This window comes from Marinobacter alkalisoli (assembly GCF_045449795.1).
Classification (GTDB): Bacteria; Pseudomonadota; Gammaproteobacteria; order Pseudomonadales; family Oleiphilaceae; genus Marinobacter.
This window is the reverse complement of sequence record NZ_JBJJLB010000025.1, coordinates 70518-91074: the sequence shown is the minus strand read 5'-3', so window position 1 is coordinate 91074 and position 20557 is coordinate 70518. Positions and strand designations below refer to the sequence as shown.

Annotated in this window: 14 protein-coding genes; 11 read left to right on the top strand and 3 right to left on the bottom strand. The window is 62.3% G+C overall.

The window, feature by feature from the left end:
* The first annotated feature begins 4 nt into the window (after positions 1-4).
* From yidC to ACJO3M_RS12200, 3 genes are all read left to right on the top strand, one after another.
* Entirely contained in the window at positions 5-1711 is a 1707-nt protein-coding gene (gene yidC / locus ACJO3M_RS12210) for a membrane protein insertase YidC (protein ID WP_407001633.1), read from the top strand.
* Positions 1712-1807: 96 nt separating this feature from the next.
* Entirely contained in the window at positions 1808-3172 is a 1365-nt protein-coding gene (gene mnmE, locus ACJO3M_RS12205) for a tRNA uridine-5-carboxymethylaminomethyl(34) synthesis GTPase MnmE (RefSeq protein ID WP_407001632.1), read from the top strand.
* Positions 3173-3316: 144 nt separating this feature from the next.
* A complete protein-coding gene (locus ACJO3M_RS12200; protein WP_407001631.1) occupies positions 3317-4063 on the top strand; it encodes a substrate-binding periplasmic protein in 747 nt (248 codons plus the stop codon).
* Between the two features lie 60 nt (positions 4064-4123).
* On the opposite strand, the gene thpD is transcribed toward ACJO3M_RS12200, so the two are convergent.
* Together thpD and ACJO3M_RS12190 are read right to left on the bottom strand one after the other, a co-directional pair.
* Positions 4124-5059 carry an ectoine hydroxylase gene (gene thpD, locus ACJO3M_RS12195; RefSeq protein WP_407001630.1) on the bottom strand — a complete coding sequence of 312 codons (936 nt, stop codon included), beginning with the start codon at positions 5057-5059 and terminating at the stop codon, positions 4124-4126.
* A 184-nt stretch (positions 5060-5243) separates the two neighbouring features.
* Positions 5244-6005: a thioesterase II family protein gene (locus tag ACJO3M_RS12190; RefSeq protein ID WP_407001629.1), complete on the bottom strand. Its 762-nt coding sequence runs from the start codon at positions 6003-6005 to the stop codon at positions 5244-5246.
* Between the two features lie 85 nt (positions 6006-6090).
* Here ACJO3M_RS12190 and ACJO3M_RS12185 point away from each other — a divergent pair, with 85 nt between their 5' ends.
* The 5 genes from ACJO3M_RS12185 to ACJO3M_RS12165 all read left to right on the top strand — a co-directional run bounded on the left by ACJO3M_RS12185 (position 6091) and on the right by ACJO3M_RS12165 (position 12293).
* Entirely contained in the window at positions 6091-8382 is a 2292-nt protein-coding gene (locus ACJO3M_RS12185) for a TonB-dependent siderophore receptor (protein ID WP_407001628.1), read from the top strand.
* An 84-nt stretch (positions 8383-8466) separates the two neighbouring features.
* Positions 8467-9276: an ABC transporter ATP-binding protein gene (locus tag ACJO3M_RS12180; RefSeq protein ID WP_407001627.1), complete on the top strand. Its 810-nt coding sequence runs from the start codon at positions 8467-8469 to the stop codon at positions 9274-9276.
* Positions 9273-10292 carry a FecCD family ABC transporter permease gene (locus ACJO3M_RS12175; RefSeq protein ID WP_407001626.1) on the top strand — a complete coding sequence of 340 codons (1020 nt, stop codon included), beginning with the start codon at positions 9273-9275 and terminating at the stop codon, positions 10290-10292. Before ACJO3M_RS12180 ends, ACJO3M_RS12175 begins: the two co-directional genes overlap by 4 nt.
* Positions 10292-11341 carry a FecCD family ABC transporter permease gene (locus ACJO3M_RS12170; RefSeq protein ID WP_407001625.1) on the top strand — a complete coding sequence of 350 codons (1050 nt, stop codon included), beginning with the start codon at positions 10292-10294 and terminating at the stop codon, positions 11339-11341. Before ACJO3M_RS12175 ends, ACJO3M_RS12170 begins: the two co-directional genes overlap by 1 nt.
* Before the next feature lie 19 nt (positions 11342-11360).
* Positions 11361-12293: an ABC transporter substrate-binding protein gene (locus tag ACJO3M_RS12165; protein ID WP_407001624.1), complete on the top strand. Its 933-nt coding sequence runs from the start codon at positions 11361-11363 to the stop codon at positions 12291-12293.
* A 25-nt stretch (positions 12294-12318) separates the two neighbouring features.
* Here ACJO3M_RS12165 and ACJO3M_RS12160 read toward each other — a convergent pair whose 3' ends face one another.
* Positions 12319-12528: an MbtH family protein gene (locus ACJO3M_RS12160; RefSeq protein ID WP_407001623.1), complete on the bottom strand. Its 210-nt coding sequence runs from the start codon at positions 12526-12528 to the stop codon at positions 12319-12321.
* 195 nt (positions 12529-12723) lie between these two features.
* On the opposite strand from ACJO3M_RS12160, the gene ACJO3M_RS12155 reads away from it, so the two are divergent.
* The 3 genes from ACJO3M_RS12155 to ACJO3M_RS12145 all read left to right on the top strand — a co-directional run bounded on the left by ACJO3M_RS12155 (position 12724) and on the right by ACJO3M_RS12145 (position 20509).
* Positions 12724-13719, top strand: a complete 996-nt coding sequence (locus ACJO3M_RS12155) for a TauD/TfdA family dioxygenase (protein ID WP_407001622.1) — start codon at positions 12724-12726, stop codon at positions 13717-13719.
* A 71-nt stretch (positions 13720-13790) separates the two neighbouring features.
* Positions 13791-15848, top strand: coding sequence for an AMP-binding protein (locus tag ACJO3M_RS12150; protein ID WP_407001621.1), 2058 nt, complete (start codon positions 13791-13793; stop codon positions 15846-15848).
* Positions 15845-20509, top strand: coding sequence for a non-ribosomal peptide synthetase (locus ACJO3M_RS12145; RefSeq protein ID WP_407001620.1), 4665 nt, complete (start codon positions 15845-15847; stop codon positions 20507-20509). The genes ACJO3M_RS12150 and ACJO3M_RS12145 overlap by 4 nt, the downstream gene beginning before the upstream one ends.
* Positions 20510-20557 lie beyond the last annotated feature (48 nt).

The following is a 20557-nucleotide window of genomic DNA, read 5'->3' as shown; positions in this document are numbered from 1 at the left end:
GTTTATGGATATTCAACGCATCGTATTATTTGCCGGCCTCGCTATTGTCAGTTACCTGATGGTACTTGCCTGGAATGAAGATTATCACCAGCCGCAGCAGCAACAGGTTGCCCAGCAGACCACCTCTTCAGCACAGACCGGCAGCGCCGATAACCTGAAGCTCCCGGAAGAGTCTGGCAACGTGAGTGATGGTGAATTCGCCACTCCCGAGGACGACAGCCAGAGTGTCAGCAGCACCAACGGTGCAGGAAGCGGCGAAGTCAGCGACCAATTGATTACCGTTCGCACCGATGTGCTGGAACTCAAGATTGATCCCGTGGGCGGCAACCTGGTGGAAAGTTCCCTGCTGGATTACGACAAATCCCTCGATAGCAAGGCATCCCTCAAGATTCTCACCAACTCGGGCAACCGCACGTATGTCCTTGAGAGTGGCCTGATTGGTCGCGACGGTATCGACAGCAGCCGTAACGGCAACCCTCCGGTCTATGAATCCGCTACCTCCAGTTATGAGCTATCGGAAGACGCCAATGAACTGATTGTTAATCTCACGTTTACCACGGAATCCGGCGTTGAAATCACCAAGCAATACCAGTTTGCCCGTGACAGCTACGAGATCGGCATGCGCTACCTGGTCAACAACCAGTCCAACCAGGACTGGAAAGCCAACCTGACCGGCAAGATTGTCCGTGACCAGACTCCGGATCCCACCGCCCAGAACAGCCTCGGTATCAAGGCTTTCCTCGGCATGGTGGTGAGCACTCCGGAAGATCCCTATGAAAAGTATGATTTCGGTGATCTGACGGAAAATCCGATCAATCGGTCAGTAACCAATGGCTGGCTGGCCTTCCTGCAGCATTATTTCCTGACCGCCTGGGTCCCGGAACGGGATCAGCCGGCCCAGTTCCAGACCACCCAGCGTGGCCAGCTTCATGTCATGGGCTTTGTTTACCCTGCCACGACGGTAGCGCCGGGCGAAACCGCTGAAATCGGCGCCCGTGCCTACATTGGCCCGAAGATCATTGACCGGCTGGAAGGCGTCGCGCCGAACATGGATCGCACCGTCGATTTCGGTTTCCTGTTCTTCATCGCTCTGCCGCTGTTTATCGTGCTGGAATGGTTCTACGGCCTGGTTGGCAACTGGGGTGTGGCCATCATTCTGCTGACAGTGTTGGTCAAGGCAGTATTTTTCCACCTGTCTGCCACCAGTTACCGTTCCATGGCGCGGATGCGGGCGGTCGCGCCGCAGCTGACCCGTCTGAAAGAGCTGTACGGGGATGATCGTCAACGCATGTCCCAGGAGATGATGGCGCTGTACAAGCGGGAAAAGATCAATCCGCTGGGTGGCTGCCTGCCGATCCTGGTGCAGATGCCGGTCTTTATATCCCTGTACTGGGTCCTGTTCGAGAGCGTACAGCTGCGCCATGCACCGTTCATGCTGTGGATAAACGACCTGTCGGTGATGGACCCCTACTTCATCCTGCCGATCCTGATGGGCGCCAGCATGTTCCTGCAGATGAGCCTTAACCCGACGCCGCCGGATCCCATGCAGGCCAAGATCATGAAGATGATGCCGCTGATCTTCACCGTGTTCTTCCTGTGGTTCCCGGCAGGTCTGGTACTGTACTGGCTGGTGAACAATATTCTGTCCATCTCCCAGCAGTGGTACATTACGCGGAAGATTGAAGCGGAAGTTGCGGGAAGAAAACACTGATCTGCGGATCCCGTGTCTGACACCGTAACCTGACAGAGGCTCCTTCGTGGAGCCTCTTCTGGTTCAGGACCACAGGAAAGGACCATAGAAAGCATTATGCAATACGTCACCGATACCATCGCCGCCATTGCCACCGCGCCCGGTCAGGCCGGTGTCGGTATTGTCCGGGTGTCCGGCCCGGCCGCGCGGGACATTGCCTGCCGCATGCTGGGGTATGAACCGCGGCCTCGCTACGCCCATTACGGACCGTTTTACGACCAGGGCGATCAGTTGATCGATGAAGGTATCGGTCTGTTCTTCCCCAATCCCAACTCCTTCACCGGCGAGGATGTCTTTGAACTCCAGGGTCACGGCGGCACGGTGATTCTGGATCTTCTGCTGCGCCAGGTCTGTGAACTGGGTGCTCGCCTCGCCCGGCCCGGCGAGTTCTCCGAACGGGCATTTCTCAACGACAAACTGGACCTCACCCAGGCGGAAGCCATTGCCGATCTGATCGAAAGCAGTTCGGAGCAGGCTGCGCGATGTGCTGTCCGCTCCATGCAGGGGGTGTTTTCCCGTCGTATCGAGAGTCTGGTGGATGCGGTCACGCACTTACGCATCTATGTGGAAGCCGCTATCGATTTTCCGGAAGAAGAAATCGACTTTCTTGCCGATGGCAAGGTGGCCGCTGATCTGCAAGAGCTGATTACCGACCTGGATGGCATTCTGGCAGAGGCGGAACAGGGTACGATCCTCCGTGATGGCATGAAAGTGGTGATTGCCGGCCGGCCCAACGCCGGTAAGTCGAGCCTGCTCAACGCGCTTGCGGGCCGTGAGGCGGCCATTGTGACCGCCATTGAAGGCACCACCCGGGACGTGTTGCGGGAACATATCCACATCGATGGCATGCCGTTACACATCATTGATACCGCCGGGCTACGGGACAGCCCCGATGAAGTCGAACAGATCGGCATTGCCCGGGCCTGGGATGAAATCCGCCAGGCGGACCGGATCCTGTTGATGGTGGATGCCACCACCACGCCGGAAACCACTCCCCATGAGATCTGGCCGGACTTTATCGATCAGTTGCCGGCATCGGCGCCGGTGACGGTGATCCGCAACAAGGTGGACCTGTCGGGGGAAACCGTCGGGCTTGTGGATAACCCGGACGCCCCGGTCATTCGTCTGGCCGCCAAGTCTGCGGAGGGATTGGAGATTCTGCGGGATCACCTGAAGGAGTGCATGGGGTTTGCCGCCACCACCGAGGGCGGGTTCCTGGCCCGTCGCCGGCATCTGGATGCGCTGGAGCGTGCCCGCACGTCCATGCTTCAGGGCCAGGGTCAGTTGGACGGCTTTGGCGCCGGTGAGCTATTGGCGGAAGATTTACGTGCCGCCCAGGATGCCCTGGGAGAAATTACCGGGGTGATGACCCCCGATGATCTGCTGGGGAAAATCTTCAGCAGTTTCTGTATCGGGAAGTAACTATAGCAACCACAGAAATGTCGCCCTTACGAAAACAAACAGTAATTGTATAAAACACCGTTAAATCATCAGGTAAACTCCTCCGCCGCATAACGAGCGCATCACAGACCTTGTGATGCGTACACCATTGCAAGGAGGAACGCTGTGCGGAAACTGTCTTTATTCCTATCCCTGATTCTGGCGCTGGCTGCAGCTCCCCAGGTCAGTGCATCCGAAAAGCTCTATTTTTACACTGAGAATTTCCCGCCTTACAACATGAGTGCCACCGGTCGGGCGTTCGAGCACAACGGTGACAGCATCGACGGTCTGTGCACCGAAATGGTCAAGGCCATTCTCAGCCACACCAGCCTGGATTACATTATCAAGCTCCGTAACTGGGACTACGGCTACAATCGCGCGAAAGACAAGAAGAATCACGGTATCTTCTGCACCACCTACACCGACAGCCGCGCCCCCATGTTCAAATGGGTCGGACCGCTGACCAAGAACCTGTGGACGGTGTTCGCCCCAGCCAACACCGACCTGCAGATCGACAAGCTGGAAGATGCCCGGGGGCTTTTGTTTGGTGGCTATCGTAACGACGTGATGACCGAGTACCTGCTGGAGCGTGGTTATAAGGTCTCCGCGCTGGACAGCGACGACCTCAACCCCAAGCGTCTGGAGCTGGGCCAGGTCGACCTGTGGATTGCCGACCGCCTGGCAGGGCCCTACTTCGCTTCCCAGCAGGATGTTGAGGGGTTACAGCCGGTTTATTCCTTCAATGACACGGAGCTGTACCTGGCGATCAACCCGGCCACTCCGGACAGTGTGGTTGAGGAATTGAACGCAGGGCTGAAGAAGGTTCATGAAACCGGTATGTACGAAGCCATCGAGACCAAGTACGGCCTTTGATGTCGACCGGTATGATCAGGCGCTGACGGGGGAATGAGCGCCCCCGTCAGTCCGGGGCGCTCAGCCGGTGCGGTCGAGAGCCGGAACCCCTGTCGGCTGCAGTGCTTCGGTACGGCTCCGGTTGCCGAGGAAATCCGGCCGGGGCTTGTTGCCGCAAAACGGGTTCACCAACTGGTTTTCCACACTGTTGTAAACGAAGAACAGGTTGCTTCTGGGCCAGGGCGACATGTTGGCATTAGAGGCGTGCAGTGTGTTGCACTCGAAAATGATCAATGAGCCAGCCGGGCCTGTGGGTGCCTTGATACCATGTTGGTCGATCATGCGGTCCAGATCCTGATCACTGGGAACGCCAAGTTCCTGCTTTTTCAGGGAAGACTGGTAATTGTCTTCGGGCGTCCGCCCGACGCAGGGGATAAAGGTCTTGTGGGAACCCGGTACCAGCATCAGCGGGCCGTTGAAGGGCGTGTTGTCAGTCAGGGCAATGGAGAAACTGACCGACCGCATACGGGGCATACCGTCCTCGGCGTGCCAGGTTTCGAAATCCGAATGCCAGTCGAACCCCTTACCATGAAACCCGGGTTTGAAGTTGATGCGCGACTGGTGAATGTAGGCATCGCTGCACAGCAGCTGGTGCACCATGTCGAGAATCCTGGGATCCCGGGTTAACTTGTCGAACCGGTCCGAAAGCTCATGAATACCGAAGATGGAGCGGATCTCCTGCTTGCCCGGTTCGGTGATGGTGCCTTCTGACTGCAGCACCGCTTCATCGTCCTCATAGGCCCGCAGGTCCTCACGGAATTTTTCCACCGTGGCGGGATCGAGGAAATTATTGAACACCAGGAAACCGTCCCGCTCGTACCGGGCCAGGTCGGTTTCAGTCAATGGGCCATCGTGCCGTTGGTTACCGCTGCTGTGGATAACCGGGTCCAGCCGCTCAAAGCTTGGTGTCGGACGCTCCAGGCGGGTTGGATAAAAGTCGTCAGTACGAGTTTCCATAGTCGAACCTCCCTATCGTTCTACCGCACGGGCCCCCTGCATCGGGGGCCCGTGCCATAAAATAATGTGTTGATTCGTTGAGGAATTCCGCGCGAATGACGGACGTCTGTTAGATAAGGTCGATAGCAAGGATTTCAATACCGGAAACCATCGTCACATCCTTGCGGCGAAGATCGGGACCGGATCAGGACCGAGAGCCTTCATCTGTAAGCAACAGCTCGCCCATAAGACCGTTGATATGGTCGACAACCGGGGCCTGCTGGTTGTTCAGATAGAAGTGTCCGCCGGGGAAAAACTGCAAACCGAATGAGCCGAGCGTGTGCTGTTGCCAGGCACGCATACCGCTCAAGGTCGTGCTGGTATCCTGATCGCCGGCCAGGGCATGGATGGGGCAGGTCAGTGGTGTACCGGGCAGGAACCGGTAAGTTTCGTACAGCCGGAAATCGGCACGGACTATCGGCAGCAGTAGCTCCATCAGTTCCCGTGAGTGCAGGACCGACTCCGGCGTGCCGCCCAGCTCCCGCAGGAACTCGTGTAACTGTGAGGTTGGGGCAAGGTGTAGTTGTCGCTGGGGAATCGGCTGGCAGGGCGCGCACCGCGCCGAGACGATCAACGCCTGGGGCGATGGCTGGCCCCATCTTGCGAGGTGCCGTGCCATCTCAAATGCCACCAGCGCCCCCAGGCTATGCCCCAGCAGCATGAAACGACCGCGGCCCCGGCGACAGATCTGATCGGCGAGGGCTGCCGCCAGGTCCACCAGGGTCTCCGCAAAGGGCTCATTGAAGCGGGCGCCCCGGCCTGGCAATTCCAGGGGTACCAGCTCAATCCGATCTGCCAGGTTGTGTCGCCACGGTTGGTACATGGCGGACGAAGCTCCGGCGCAGGGCAGGCAATACAGGGTTATTGGTGAGGCAACCGGGAGGGCTGGGGCGTCTGTCTGATGCATATATTAATGATAAGTATTCTCATTAGATATGGCAAATGATAGTATCTCGCGCCTAAGTTAACCAAATGTTAAGGAGTCAGGCGGAATGTACCATGATAAAGACGGCCTTCGACCGTATTTGCGGTCAAGCAGCGCGATACTGTGTGTCGGTCTTGCGTTGACTGCTCCCTCCCTGGCCTTCGCCGAAGAAGAGACGGAAAACGAAGAGCACCAGCAACTTGACGAGCTGGTTGTGCGTGGTACCGACATGAACAAGTATGTTTTTGACGAGACCGCATCCGTGACCGGTTTCAAGGCCGATACCGATGAACTGCCCCGATCGGTACAGATTATTCCGGAGCAGGTGATACTCGACCAGAACGCCAAGACCCTGACCGAGGTGTTGCGCAATGTCGCGGGTATCAGCCAGGAGCCCGGTTTTGGCGGCACCGAGGACCAGTTCCGGATCCGTGGTATCCGCAATAACCACCTGTTTGTCGATGGCAATCCGGTCAGTCCCCGCTATCGGGTGGATGTCTCCAACATTGAGCAGGTTGAGGTAGTCAAGGGACCAGCCTCCATACTTCACGGCCAGGTCAGCCCCGGGGGTGTCATTAACGTAGTCACCAAGAAGCCCCAGGCGCAGCAGGCCACTTCGCTGCAGCTGGACGTGGGCCAGCACGGCGAGCGGGAGGTCACTTTTGACAGCACCGGCAAGCTGAACTCGGACAACCTGCTGTACCGTACCGTTGTTGCCGTTGAAAATTCCAGCAGTTTCCGCGAAGTATCCACCACTGAAGGCACGTACGACGATTCCGTTGATCGGTTAAGTGTTTCGCCTTCGCTGACCTGGCTGCCGACAGATCAGGACGAAGTGACCTTCCGGCTCAGCCTGAACGATCAGGAGCAGTCAATTGACCGGGGCACCGTTGCCGTCCAGGACGCGAACGGCGACATCGAGATTGCCGATATTCCCCGGGATCGTCGTTTGGGTACCCGATTTGACGTCCGGGACAGTCAGGACCTTCTGGCGCAGGTGGACTACAACCACTTCTTCAGTAACGGCTGGACCAATCGTTTCAAGATTGGCACCTTCCACAAGGAATTCGATGACTACCAGGCGCGGCCTGCGGCGGGGCTTGATCCCAACCTTACTCTGGTTGCGGTACAGGAAGCCAATGGCCTGCTGGTGCGCCCCCACGATTCCAACATGGACGTCACCGAGCGGGATTTCTTCGTATCCAACAGTCTTGACGGTTCCTACAAGCTGGCCGGCATCGATAACCACCTCTATGTCGGCGCCAACTTCTACCGTCGTGGCGTGGATCACACCGATGGCTTCGCCCTGACCGAATCCGGTACGCCCGGGATACTTACCCTCGATTTCGATACCATCGATGTCTTTGCCGACCAGCAGCCGGCGCTGGCCGAGCCGAAGGCTCAGACGGCGGTCAGTCGTAACGACGAGGTCACCAAGGAAACCGGCCTGTCCATCCAGAATCTGGCGGAGCTGACGGATCAGTTGAATCTGCTGACCGGTCTCCGTTATGACTACTTCGAGCGCGAAGCCGACCAGACTGCTTTCCTGACGGCGTTGAGCCCCCTCGCCTACCAACAGAACGCAACCCCCGAGCAGCGCCGGGTGTCGGACAACAACGACAACATCAGCGGCCAGGTGGGCCTGCTGTACAAGGTCATGCCTGATCTGTCCCTGTACAGCTCCTACAGTGAATCCTTTCAGCCCAACTATACTGATATCACTGCCGGTGTGGAGTCCCCGGAAACCCTGGATCCGGAGCTGGCCAAGCAGGTCGAAGTGGGCGTAAAGAGCCAGTTCTTCGACGATCACCTGCGGCTGTCGCTGGCCTGGTACGACCTGGAGCGTCGTAACGTCGCCAAGGCGGACAACCTGCAACTGCGGTTGAACGGTGAAGAGCAAAGCCAGGGTATCGAGCTTGAAGGTTCGGTGCAGGTGACCGATGGCATGAACGTGATCTTCAGCTACGCTCACGTCGATGCCGAGATCGTCGACGATGGCCAGGAATCATTGGATAACGAGGGTAACACGCCCTATGGCGTACCCAGCGATTCGGCACGTGTGTGGGGTACCTATGAATTCGTTGGCGGGCCACTGCATGGCCTGGGTCTGGGCGCTGGCGCGGTATACACCAGCAGCCGTGAGGGCGACGACGCCAACACCTGGAAGGTTCCGTCCTATACGGTTTTCGACGCGGCGGCATGGTACTATGTGCCGGTTTCCGGTCGTTCGCAGATTAAACTGCAGGCCGGTTTCAAGAACCTGACGGACGAGACATACTACCCGGCTAGCCAGAACGCTTTCCGCGTTACCGTTGGCGAGCCCAGAACCTTCTACGCCAGTGCCCGCGTGGAGTTCTGATCCCGCCGGGCCAGTGTGTCCAGCAGCGCCACCTCCGGGTGGCGCTGTGTTTTATAAAAGGATCAATCGTATGGAGAGGTTCCGTTGCTTTACGCGAAGAATATAAGTGTCCGCTTCGGGCCCCAGCGCGTACTTGACGACATTGATCTCTCGATACCCGCTGGCCGCTTCACCGCCCTGGTGGGGGCCAATGGATGTGGCAAGACCACCCTGCTGAATGTACTGGCGCAGTTGATCAGGCCCGGGAGCGGCACTGTCTCACTGGGGGATGAACCGCTGGCCGGGCTGTCCCGCCAGGACATCGCCCGCCGTATCGCCCTGCTGCCACAGATGACCGGAACCCCGGTGGGCCTGTCGGTCAGGGAACTGGTGATGCAGGGCCGTTACCCCTGGCAGAACTGGTGGCGGCAGTGGTCTCCCGAAGACCAGATTGCCATCGATAACGCCGTGGCACTGACCCATATCGAACCGCTGCTGGACCGACCGCTGAACGAACTGTCCGGCGGCCAGCGTCAGCGTTGCTGGATCGCCATGACCCTGGCCCAGGACACGCCGGTACTGCTGCTGGACGAACCCACCACCTACCTCGATATCGCCCATCAGGTGGAGCTGCTGGAACTGGCCGTGGATCTGGCCGCCCGGGGCAAAACCGTGGTGGCGGTACTGCACGACCTGAACCAGGCCGCCTGTTATGCCGATCACCTGGTGATGCTGCGGGACGGTGTCATCCATGCCGAGGGCGAGCCGGAGGCGGTGTTTACGTCCGCCAACCTGGATGCGGTCTTTGGCTTCGACGCCCACATCATCCGCGATCCGCATTCCGGTAACCCCCTGTGCGTGCCCCGCTCCGGCGCCGCCCGGCGCGAGGCCCCGCAGCCGGAGGTCTGTCAGTGACCGCGCAGGAGACATGGCGGGACCTGCACAGCCCCGCCAGCGCTCGTCTGCTGGCCGGACTGGGGCTCCTGATGCTGGCGCTGGTTGTGCTGATGTTCCTGCACCTGGGCATGGGCGCCAAGGCGCTGTCCTGGAGTACCACCTGGCAGGCGTTGTTCCATTACGATCCCGCCAACCTGGATCACGCGGTGGTACGGGACAGTCGTCTGCCACGGCTATTGGTGGCTGCGGTGGTGGGGGCCGCCCTGGCGGTGGCCGGGGTCATCATCCAGTCGGTGGCCGATAATCCCCTGGCCGACCCCGGTATCCTCGGCATCAATGCCGGCGCCGCCTTTTTCGTGGTGGCGGGCCTGCTGATGGTGCCGGGTACGGCATTTATGTACGTGCCCTGGTACGCGTTCCTTGGCGCCGTGGTGGCGGCGGTGATCGTGGTTTTACTGGGGGGGCGTGGCCATAACCCGGTGCGACTCACCCTGGCCGGAGCGGCGGTAACCGCATTATTTGGCGCGATGACCGCCACCCTGCTGTTGCTGGATCAGCAGGGGCTGGAAAAGCTGCGCCACTGGCTCACCGGCGCCATCGGCGCCAGCGATGGTGAAAAACTGTGGCAGGTTTGGCCCTACCTGGTGATTGGCCTGGTACTGGCGCTGTCCCTGGTGCGCTCTCTTGACGCCCATCGCCTGGGGTCAAGGGCCGCCGCCGGACTTGGCGTCAACATCCTGCGGCTCAAGGTGGTGGGGCTGCTGGCCGTGGTGTTGCTTTCCGGCGCGGTGGTGGCCCTGGCCGGCCCTATCGGTTTCGTCGGTCTGGTGGTACCCCATGCGGTGCGGCTGATGATTCGTGCCGATTACCGCTGGATGATGGGGTATGCGGTGGTCACCGGGGCCGTGTTGGTGGTGGCCGCAGACTTGCTGGCCCGGGTGGCGGTCCGCCCCTATGAAATCAATACCGGCATTGTCACTGCCCTGATCGGTGGACCGGTATTTATCGCCCTGGTCATCCGGAGGGTGAAATAATGAAGTGGACCACGCCTGCCATGGTGCGGCTGGGCAACCTCTCCTTTCGCTTTCGTCCTATCGACCTGGCCTGGGTCACGGTACTGTTGGCCGGGCTTACCGCTGGCGGCATGATTGCCGCGGGCCTGGGCAGCTTTCCGCTGTCCTGGCAACAGGTCTGGCTCGGCTTCTGGGGGCTGGGCGAGGATGCCATGGCGCAGCAGGTGCTGTGGCAGTTCCGCCTGCCGCGCATTTTTGCCGCCATGCTGGTGGGGGCGTCCCTGTCGGTGGCGGGGGTTATCCTGCAGTCATTGACCCGCAACGCGCTGGCGTCGCCTGGCCTGATTGGTGTGGAATCCGGAGCCAGCGTAACCCTGTTGCTGTTCCTGGTGCTGTTTCCTGGCCTGCTGCCGGGATACCTGCTGCCGTTAACCGCCATGGCGGGCGGGCTGGTAGTAGCCACGATGATTGTCCTGTTGTCCTGGAAGAACGATTTCTCCCCATTGCGATTGATCCTGGTGGGCATCGGTATGTCCTCGGTGCTGGGGGCGGTGGCGGAGCTGCTGATCACTTACGGTGATATCGACCGGGTGGAATCCGCGCTGATGTGGCTGGGGGGCAGCCTGCACAATGTCGGTTGGGCGGATGTCAGCAGCCTCGCGCTCTGGTTCCTGGTGGCTGGCCTGCCGGTGATGCTGGCGTTCCGTCAGCTCAATGTGTTGCAGTTGGGTTCGCTGGTGGCCACCAGCCGGGGCCTGGCCCAGCGGCGGGCTCTGATCGGTTTGCTGCTGGCCAGTGTGATGCTGACCGCCAACGCAGTGGCCACCGCAGGCACCATGGTATTCGTCGGCCTGATCGGCCCCCACCTGGCCAAGCAATGCTGTGGCGACCGGCACGGTATCCTGCTGCCTTTGGCTGCCCTGAGCGGCGCACTCCTCGTGCTGGTGGGTGATACCCTGGGGCGCACCCTGTTTGCGCCCCTGCAACTGCCCGCCGGCCTGGTCATCGCACTGGTGGGCGCGCCCTATTTCATCATCCTGATGGCCCGCCGCCGTGATTTTTCAAACTAAGGGAAGGAGAACCGTAACCATGTTCCCGAAGGTATTTTCGACCTTGTTACTGGTCATACTGACGACAAGTACCGCCATGGCGGAAGATACCCGTGTGTTCAAGAATCGTTTCGGGGAGGTGGAAGTACCCGCCGAGCCCCGTTGCGTGGTCTCGCTTCACGATTTCAGCCTGACCGTGCAGCTCATGGAGTTGGGGATCAGGCCCTGTGGCTCCACAGGTCGTAAGAAACTGGCTTCAGAGCCTTTGTTCCGCGGTGTTCAGCACCGGTTCGACGTGGCCGGTATCCAGTATGTCGGCAGTCACAAGGCACCCGACGTGGAGGCCATTGCCGCCCTCAAGCCCGACCTGATTCTCGGCCTGTCCTATCATGAGGATCTCAAACCCATGCTGTCGGTGATCGCGCCGGTTGTCCTGCTGCCGGTACAGGAGACGGGTATCAAGGATTACGCCGGTCAACTGGCCGAGCTGGTCGGCCGCGAGGACCGCTACCAGGATATGCTCAAGCACTACCAGTGGCTGGTCGACGAGTTCAGACGCCTGGTGGAACGGCCGCAGGACATCACCATCACTACCCTGGAGATCTACGAGGACAATTTTCAGCTGATTGGCCGTGGCGGCATGGATGAGGTGATCGGTGACCTGGGGCTGGGGCACCCGGACGCCTACGAGGACGCCCGTTTCCATGTGCCCTATAGCCTGGAGCGGGTGGGCGATTTCGATGCCGATTTCATCATCGATACCTACGAACCGATGCTCAGCAGTCGCGAGCAGACCGCCAGCTTTCGCGAGTCCGCCCAGTGGCAGAACCTGTTCGCCGTTCGCCACGGCCAGTTCCTGTACTTCAACCGCAGCCGCTATGGCGATTCCATGGGGGGACTACTGGGGACCGCCTCACTGCTGTTGTCCCACATTGCCGAGCGGGACTGGGTGTCGCGCGCCGACCAGCAATAGCCGGCGCGGCGGGGCACCAGCCCCGTCATGACATATCCGTCATTGCCTCTCGCAGGCTCTTGGGACGCATATCAGTCCAGGTGTCCCTGATGAAAGCCAGGCATTCGTCCTTGCTGCCGGTCTTGCCTGCCTCGCGCCAGCCTCCCGGTACCGGCTTGTATTCCGGCCAGATCGCGTATTGCTCCTCGTCGTTGACAACAACGCTGAACACGGTTTCGGGACTATCCAAACTCATCGTTGAATACCTCCATTGAAGTGGTTGGGGTGGATGGTCGGCCCGGGTCTGACAGGTTCCCGGCTATTTCTGCGCTAAATTTAATGCCTATTAGAAACTAAACGATAATAATTATCAATTGTATTAATGTGTTTCCTTGTGTAAATTCTACATCCAGCGACTGGTTTGAACGCATACACAGGATTGAGGAAACCCATGACAAGTGTGACAACGGGGGAGCTTGCCCAAGCAACCACGAATGGTCTGGAAATCAGCGGGAACACACTTCCCCTGATGGTGAGTCCACAGCAGCAGGGAACGCCATGGCAAGACTGCATGGCCGGCATCAAGGGCCTGGTGGACCGGCATCTGCATCAGGTGGGGGGGCTGTTGCTACGCGGTTTCCGGTTCAACGGCGAGGACGGATTCGAAGCCTTCGCCCGCGACTTCGGCCACGACCTGTTGACCTACGACTACGCCTCCACGCCCCGCACCCGGCTTAACAAGGGGGTGTATACCTCCACCGAGTACCCCGCCCACCAGGTGATCCCGCTGCATAACGAGCAGTCCTATACCCTGCAATGGCCGATGAAGATCTGGTTCCACAGCGTCACGGTGGCCGAGTCCGGTGGCGAGACGCCCATTGCCGACAGCCGCGAGGTCTATCGCCGCATCGACAGCGGCCTGCGTCAGCGTTTTGCCGACAAGGGTCTGATGTACGTGCGCAACTATGGCAACGGCCTGGATCTGCCTTGGCAGCAGGCCTTCAACACCGACGAGCGTGCCGATGTGGAGCGCTTCTGCAAAGCCAACCAGATCGATTTCGAATGGAAAGACAACGGCGAGCTGAAAACCCGGCAGCGCTGCCAGGCCGTGGCCCAGCACCCGGTCACCGGTGAGTGGGTCTGGTTCAACCAGGCCCACCTGTTCCATATCTCCAACCTGGCGCCCCAGGTCCGTGACACCCTGCTGTCGGTGGTGGGTGAGTCCGAAATCCCGCGCCACGTCTATTACGGCGACGGCACACCCATTGAGACCGCTGCCCTGGATGAGATTCGCGGCGTACTGGATGACGTCCAGGTGTCGTTTCCGTGGCAGGCCGGCGACGTGATGATGCTCGACAACATGCTGGTGGCCCACGGGCGCGGTACCTACCAGGGAGAGCGCAAGGTAGTCGTGGCCATGGCCGAACCCTATTCACGGCCTGCCTGAGCCGCCCGATCCGCTGGCCAAAGCCAGGACTCAGCTGAGAACAAACTGCAATTTACAAGGAATGCCAAAGGATGCAGCAGAATAACTCCTTCCCCGCAGAGACATCGGCCGACCATTGGGTGGCCTGGTTGCGCCAGCAGGCGGAGCATCAGCCGGATCGGCGGGTCTTTGAGTTCCTGCCGGATGGCCGTGAAGTGGCCGACTGGCTGAGCTACGCCGAACTGGACCGTCGGGCCCGCCTGGTCGCCGCGAACCTGCAGTCGCTGGCGCCTGAGGGCAGTCGGGTGCTGATCCTGATGCCCAACGGCATCGACTATATCGTTGGCTTCTTTGCCAGCCTGTACGCCGGCATGATCGCCGTTACCGCCTATCCGCCCCAGCACAAACGCCGGGACTGGCGCCGCCTGACGGCCATCGTGGAGGACTGCAGTGCCGGCGTGCTGTTGACCGATGAAGATTGCCTGGGTTCGGTGACGGACTGGGCCAGTTCACAAAAGCTGTCCGCCCCCGTGGTTGCAGTAGCGGCGGCACCCGCGGCTGAGGCCGAAGCCTGGCGGGAACCCCGGCTGTCCTCCGACGATATCGCCCTGCTGCAGTACAGCTCCGGCTCCACTGGCACACCCAAGGGGGTGGCGGTCAGCCATGGCAACCTGTTACACAACGTGGCGATGATCCAGCGGGAGATGAGGATCGACGCCAGCGATGTCTGGGTCTCCTGGCTTCCCCTGTTCCACGACATGGGGCTGATCGGTCTGATGCTGACGCCGCTGTATTGCGGCAGTCGCGTCCAGATGATCCCGCCGCCGTTGGTCATGCAGCAGCCGCTGCGCTGGCTGGAGCTCATCGCCAGCAGCCGCGCCACCATCAGCGGTGGCCCCAATTTCATTTATGACCACTGTGTGGATCGGGTAACGCCGGAGCAGGTACGGGCTCTGGACCTGTCGCACTGGCGAGTTGCCTTCAACGGCGCGGAACCCATCCGGGCGGTCACCCTCGAACAATTCGTCAGGCACTTTGCCGGCGCCGGTCTGAAGGTCAATGCACTGGCGCCCTGTTACGGGCTGGCGGAAGCCACCCTGTTCGTGACCGGTACGCCCCCGGGGGAACCTTACGCCACGCTGACCGTGGAGGACGCCGAGCTGGCTCTTGGCCGGGTCCGTCCTGTCGATCGGGGTCGCACCCTGGTCAGTTCCGGACCGATTAACCCACAGATGACGGTACGTATCGTCGACCAGCACCACCATCGCCCCCTGGCAGACAATGAGGTGGGGGAAATCTGGGTCAGGGGCGCCAGCGTGGCCGGCCGTTACTGGGGGCGGGACAAGCTCAGCACCGACATGCTGGCGGCGGAGCTGGACGGCCAGGGCCCGTATCTGCGCACCGGTGATCTGGGCTTTGTGCATGACGGCCAACTGTTTGTCTGTGGCCGGGCCAAGGAACTGATCGTGATCCGTGGTCGCAACCTCTACCCACAGGACATCGAGGCTACGGTGCAGGAAGTCAGTCCCCTGCTGACCCGTCATGGCGGCGCCGCCTTCGCGCTGGAGACAGCGGCGGGGGAGGTCGCGGTACTGGTACAGGAAATCACCCGGTCGGCGGTGAGAGAGATCAGGTCCGGCGGCAACCTGGACGGTCTGGTCCGTGATATCCGCTCCGCCGTGGCGCGGGACCATGATATCCCCCTGCACGCCGTGGTACTGATTTCGCCTGCCTCCCTGATGCGCACCACCAGCGGCAAGATCCAGCGAGGCGCGGCATGCCAGGCCTATATGCTGGGTGAACTGACGGTGGTGACCCAGTGGTGCGCTGAAGAGGACGGGAAATCGCAGGCAGCTTTGCCCCTGCCAGAAGGGGATGCCGCAGGCATCGCCGACTGGCTCTGCCGCTGGATCGCCGCGGAAACCCGGGTGGCGCCGGCCCAGATGATCCCCGACATGGCCCTGGTGGACACCGGACTGGATTCCATGGGCGCCCTGACCCTCACCAACGAACTGGCCACGCGTCTTGGAATCCGGTTGCCGTCGGACACGCTTTCACGTCATGCCACCATTACGGAGCTTGCGGACTACCTGGCAACGGCCACGACCACCGAGGCGCCGGCCCCGGCCTGGCAGGAGGGCGCACTATGAGTATCCCGACCCTGTTGCACGAATGCTGGACCCGGGGAATTACCCTGTCCGCCAACGGTGACCAGCTGGCGTTCCGGGCCCCGCCTGGCGCCCTCGACGATGCCCTCAAGGACCGCCTGCGGGAACACAAGACTGCGATACTGGCCGAACTGGCCGGACAGGCGGAGACCGGTCAGACGGACTATTTTGCGCCACGCCCCCTGGGGGCCAACGAACGCTCCCTGTGGTTCCTGTACCGCATGGCCCCCACCAGTTGCGCCTACAACCTGGCCTATGCCGCCCGCCTGCAACCGGGTGTTACCGCCGCGACGGTGGAGCGGGCCTTCAACGTCCTGCAGCAACGTCACCCCATCCTCTGCAGTCCCTATGGCGAGCGGGACGGTGATGCGGTGCAGTGGCTGGACACCGGGCATCCCCCACGGCCACTGGATCGGCGTTCGTTCAGCGGCGAGTCCGAACAGGACATCCGGGTGTACCTGGCGCGGGAGGCGGACCGGCCGCTGGCCCTGGAATCGGGCGAAGTATGCCGGGCACTGCTGGCGAGCAATGCCCGGGAGGACGGGGACCAACACTACCTGCTGCTGGTGGTGCATCACATCGCGGCGGACTTTGCCTCTTTCGAGCAGTTACTGGCAGAGTTTGTCGACCTGGCGGGCGGGGAGTCTGCCGCCGAGCCGGGCAATCCGGACACCTCCGGTTATCGCGCCTGGGTGGCGGAACAATCCCGGGTGATCCGTGATGAGGGCGAGGAGCATGGTGACTACTGGCGCCAGCAGCTCGAGGACGCCCCCGGCCTGGAACTGCCCACGGACTTTCCCCATCCGGCGCAGCAGACCTTCGAGGGGGAAGAACTCAGCTTTACCCTGCCGTCGTCGGACAGCCGGCGCTTGCGGGAAGCGGCCCGCAGCCTGGGAGTCACCCCTTACATCTACTGGCTGGCCCTGTTCCAGTGGTTCCTCGGCCGGCTGTCTGGCCAGCGGGACTTTGTAATCGGTACCCCCAGCAGCGGCCGGCTCACTCCGGAACTGCACGCCCTGGTGGGCTACCTGGTCAACCCGGTGCCCTTGCGTTGCCGCCTGGACGACGACCTGACCCTGGCTGACTGGGTACGCCGGGTCCAGAGGCAGGCCACGGAGGCCCTGGGCTACCAGGCCTATCCCTTCGCCACTCTGGTGGAGCAGTTGCAATTGGGCCGCGAAACCGGGCGGGCGCCGGTGTTCCAGCACATGTTTACCCTCAACCGCGAACGGTCGTTGCCGGGGCGGGAGCGGGTGATTGCCCGCGAACTGATGGCGGAGCAGCGGGGCGCCGCCCACGAACTGAACCTGGTGGTAGTGGACCGGGACGACGGCTTCCTGGGCAAATGGCGCTACAACCGGGCGCTTTACCGGCGCACCACCGTAGCCCAGTTGCGGGAACTGTTCCTGGACCTGGTGCGCCGCTCCGTGAATAACCTGGACCAGCCGTTGGCCGACCTGCAATGGCTACCCGAAGCCCTGGCGGGCCAGTTGACGGGGCCACGAACGCAATGGCCCCAGCCCGGTGCCTGGGAGGCCTTCGTCCACCAGGTACGAACCCGCCCTGATGCTCTCGCGATCCACGAACTCCCGCCGAGCGGGGAGGGCGAGCAGCAGCTGAGTTACGGCGAACTGGCCGCCCGGGTCAATGGCTGTGGCTGGGCCCTGCAGGACCGTGGGCTTGCGGTCGGTGACCGGGTCGCCCTGTGCCTGCCCCGGGGGCTGCCATGGGTCACGGCCCTGTTGGCCACCTGGCAGCAGGGCGCGAGCTACGTCGCGCTGGACCCGAAATGGCCGGCGGCGCGGCTGGCCTGGACCTGCGAGGACGCCTCGCCGCAACTGGTGGTGGGGCTGGGGGAGCGGCCGGACTGGCTCCCCCCGTCGGTCCAGTGGCTGGACGCGACAGCCGGATGGCGCGCGCAACCGGGCGAACTGGTTGCGCGCACCGATCCCTCGGCACCGGCGTATGTTATCTATACCTCTGGCTCCACTGGGCGTCCCAAGGGGGTGGTGGTCAGTCAGGGCAGCCTCCTGCAATACAGCCAGGCGGTGATGGAACGCCTGCAACTGCCCGGCGACGCCAGCCTGGCCAGTCTGGCCGGCGTTGCCACCGACCTTGGTTACACCGCCCTGTTCGGGGCGTTGCTGACCGGACGTACCCTGCGCCTGCTGGACGAAGACCTGGCGTTTGATGCCGAGGGTCTGGCGGACCAGTTGGAGCAGGCGCCGGTGGATTGCCTGAAACTGGTGCCCTCCCACCTCAAGGCCCTGCTGATTGCCTCGCGGCCGGCGCGACTGCTGCCACGTCGCTGCCTGGTGTGCGGCGGCGAGGCCCTGACCCGGGAGCTGGTGGACCAGGCCAGGAGTCTGGTGGCGGAGCTGCGGATTGTTAACCACTATGGCCCCACAGAAGCGACGGTGGGGGCCATCACCTACGAGGTACCCAACCCCGCGCCGGAAACCCTGCCCATCGGACAGCCGCTGGCAAACGTAACCGCCAGCGTACGCAACCCCCGGGGTGAACTGCTGCCCCGGGGCATATCCGGGGAACTCTACCTGGCGGGGGCCACCCTGGCCGAGGGTTACCTGAACCGGTCGCAGATGACGGCGAAGGCCTTTGTCCGGTCGGAGCGCGGCGAAGTCCTCTACCGTACCGGGGACCGGGTCAGTATCGATCGCAACGGCCAGCTGCGGTTTATCGGCCGCGTCGATCACCAGGTGAAGATACGGGGTTACCGGGTTGAACCCGGCGAGGTGGCCAACACCGTCAAAGCCCAGCCAGGGGTGCGGGACGCGGTGGTGGTGAACCGCCCCGACAGCCGCGGCCAGAACCGCCTGGTGGCCTACCTGGTGTGCGACGAGGCGGCAATGGCGCCGGTGCGTGAGGCGCTGGCGGCAATCCTGCCCGACTACATGGTGCCCGCCGTCTGGATCCCGCTGCCGGGCCTGCCCCTCAAGGACAATGGCAAGGTGGACAGCAGCGCGCTGCCGGACCCGGACCAGCAGGAACCGGCGGAGGCCGCGGACGATGCCGGGGATGCCAGCGAGGACGGCGTGGTGGGCACCTTGCTCGCCATCACCCGGGAGTTGCTGGGCAACGACAGCATCAGCGCCACCGACAACTTCTTCGCCGTGGGCGGCGATTCCATCCTCAGCCTGCAGATCATTGCCCGTGCCAAGCAGCAGGGCCTGCAACTGACCCCCAAACAGATCTTCGAACACCAGACCATGGCGGCCCTGGCCCAGGTGGTGGAACGCACCGGGGAAAGCCCCGTCGCCAGCGCCGAACCGGACGTGCCCCAGGACGGGCCTTTCGCGCTAACGCCCATCCAGCAGTGGTTCTTCGAGCAGGATCAGCCCCGGGCCCACCACTGGAACCAGTCCCTGCTGCTGCGCCAGCACGAACCATTGCAGGAAAACCGGCTGCGGGAGGCGGTGGCCCGGCTGCTGCAGCGCCACGCCAGCCTGAGACTGTATTTCGAGCGGGAGGGGGATCAGTGGCAACAGCGCTACGCCCCCTACCAGCCAGCCATGGCCGGGCAGGCCTTCGCGGTGGATCAGGGCACGCCCGACATGGCGAACCTGCAAGCCTGGCAGGGGGCGATGGCCCTGGACCAGGCGCCGCTGTTCCGGCTGGTGTACTTCCCCGCCAGCGGCCATCTGCTGTGCACCGCCCACCACCTGGTGGTGGACGCGGTGTCCTGGCAGACCCTTACCCGCGACCTCGAAGGCCTGTATCTGGCCGGCCCCGAAAGCCAGCCACCGCAGCCGCCCGCCGGCGCCAGTTTCCAGGCCTGGTCCCGAGCGCTGCAGCAGCGGGCGGAGCAGCCGGACCTGAGCGGGCAGCTGGACTATTGGCGGCAACAGCTCGAGGAACTGCCGGAATTACCGGCGCAGGCCAACCGCTATGCCGACAGCCGCACCCTCAGCGTCACCCTCGATGCCGAGACCACCACGCGGCTGCTGGGAGGATGCCACGAGGCCTACAACACTCAGGCCCAGGACCTGCTGCTGGCGGCACTGGCGCGGGTGATCGGCCACTGGCTCGGCCAGGGTCGGGTCACCATCGAACTGGAGAGCCACGGGCGCTCCGCCGAATCCTGGGCGCCGGACATCAGCCGGACCCCGGGCTGGTTCACCAGTCGCTACCCCCTGGCCGTGCCGGTGTCCAATGCGGACGAGGCGGCCGTGGTGTCTGCCAAGGAGGCATTGCGGTCGGTGCCGGAGCTGGGCGTTGGCTACGACCTGCTGCGCTATCGCCAGGCCCGGGACTTGCCCCGGGCGGAGCTGATCACCTTCAACTACCTGGGCCAGTTCGACCACTGGGACGCGGAATCCCGCCTGTTCCGGGTTGAGGAATGGGCTTGTCCCGGCGCCCGGGCGCCGGAAAACCACCGCACCCACTGGCTGGACGTCAATGCCCTGGTGCTGGGTGGCTGTCTGAAGGCGGAGTGGCGCTATGCGCCGGCGGTGCACGGAGAGCCCATGGTGCGCGAGCTCGCCGAGGCGTTTATCCGTGAGGTGGCGGCCCTGGTAGAGCATTGCGGTAATCCCGGCGCCGGACGGGCCACCGCGTCCGACTTTCCCGATGCCGGGCTGTCGGACGACGAGCTGCAGGGCCTGCTGGACGTATTGGATCAATAACGGCTGGCAGGCGCGCGGCCCGGTCCGGCGTTTTTCCAAGGTTTTCAA

Coding starts and splice junctions, on each gene's coding strand:
- yidC (WP_407001633.1), top strand. CDS start 5: ATGGATATTCAACGCATCGTATTATTTGCCGGCCTCGCTATTGTCAGT.
- mnmE (WP_407001632.1), top strand. CDS start 1,808: ATGCAATACGTCACCGATACCATCGCCGCCATTGCCACCGCGCCCGGT.
- thpD (WP_407001630.1), bottom strand. CDS start 5,059: ATGGAAACTCGTACTGACGACTTTTATCCAACCCGCCTGGAGCGTCCG.
- ACJO3M_RS12190 (WP_407001629.1), bottom strand. CDS start 6,005: ATGCATCAGACAGACGCCCCAGCCCTCCCGGTTGCCTCACCAATAACC.
- ACJO3M_RS12185 (WP_407001628.1), top strand. CDS start 6,091: ATGTACCATGATAAAGACGGCCTTCGACCGTATTTGCGGTCAAGCAGC.
- ACJO3M_RS12170 (WP_407001625.1), top strand. CDS start 10,292: ATGAAGTGGACCACGCCTGCCATGGTGCGGCTGGGCAACCTCTCCTTT.
- ACJO3M_RS12165 (WP_407001624.1), top strand. CDS start 11,361: ATGTTCCCGAAGGTATTTTCGACCTTGTTACTGGTCATACTGACGACA.
- ACJO3M_RS12160 (WP_407001623.1), bottom strand. CDS start 12,528: ATGAGTTTGGATAGTCCCGAAACCGTGTTCAGCGTTGTTGTCAACGAC.
- ACJO3M_RS12155 (WP_407001622.1), top strand. CDS start 12,724: ATGACAAGTGTGACAACGGGGGAGCTTGCCCAAGCAACCACGAATGGT.
- ACJO3M_RS12150 (WP_407001621.1), top strand. CDS start 13,791: ATGCAGCAGAATAACTCCTTCCCCGCAGAGACATCGGCCGACCATTGG.
- ACJO3M_RS12145 (WP_407001620.1), top strand. CDS start 15,845: ATGAGTATCCCGACCCTGTTGCACGAATGCTGGACCCGGGGAATTACC.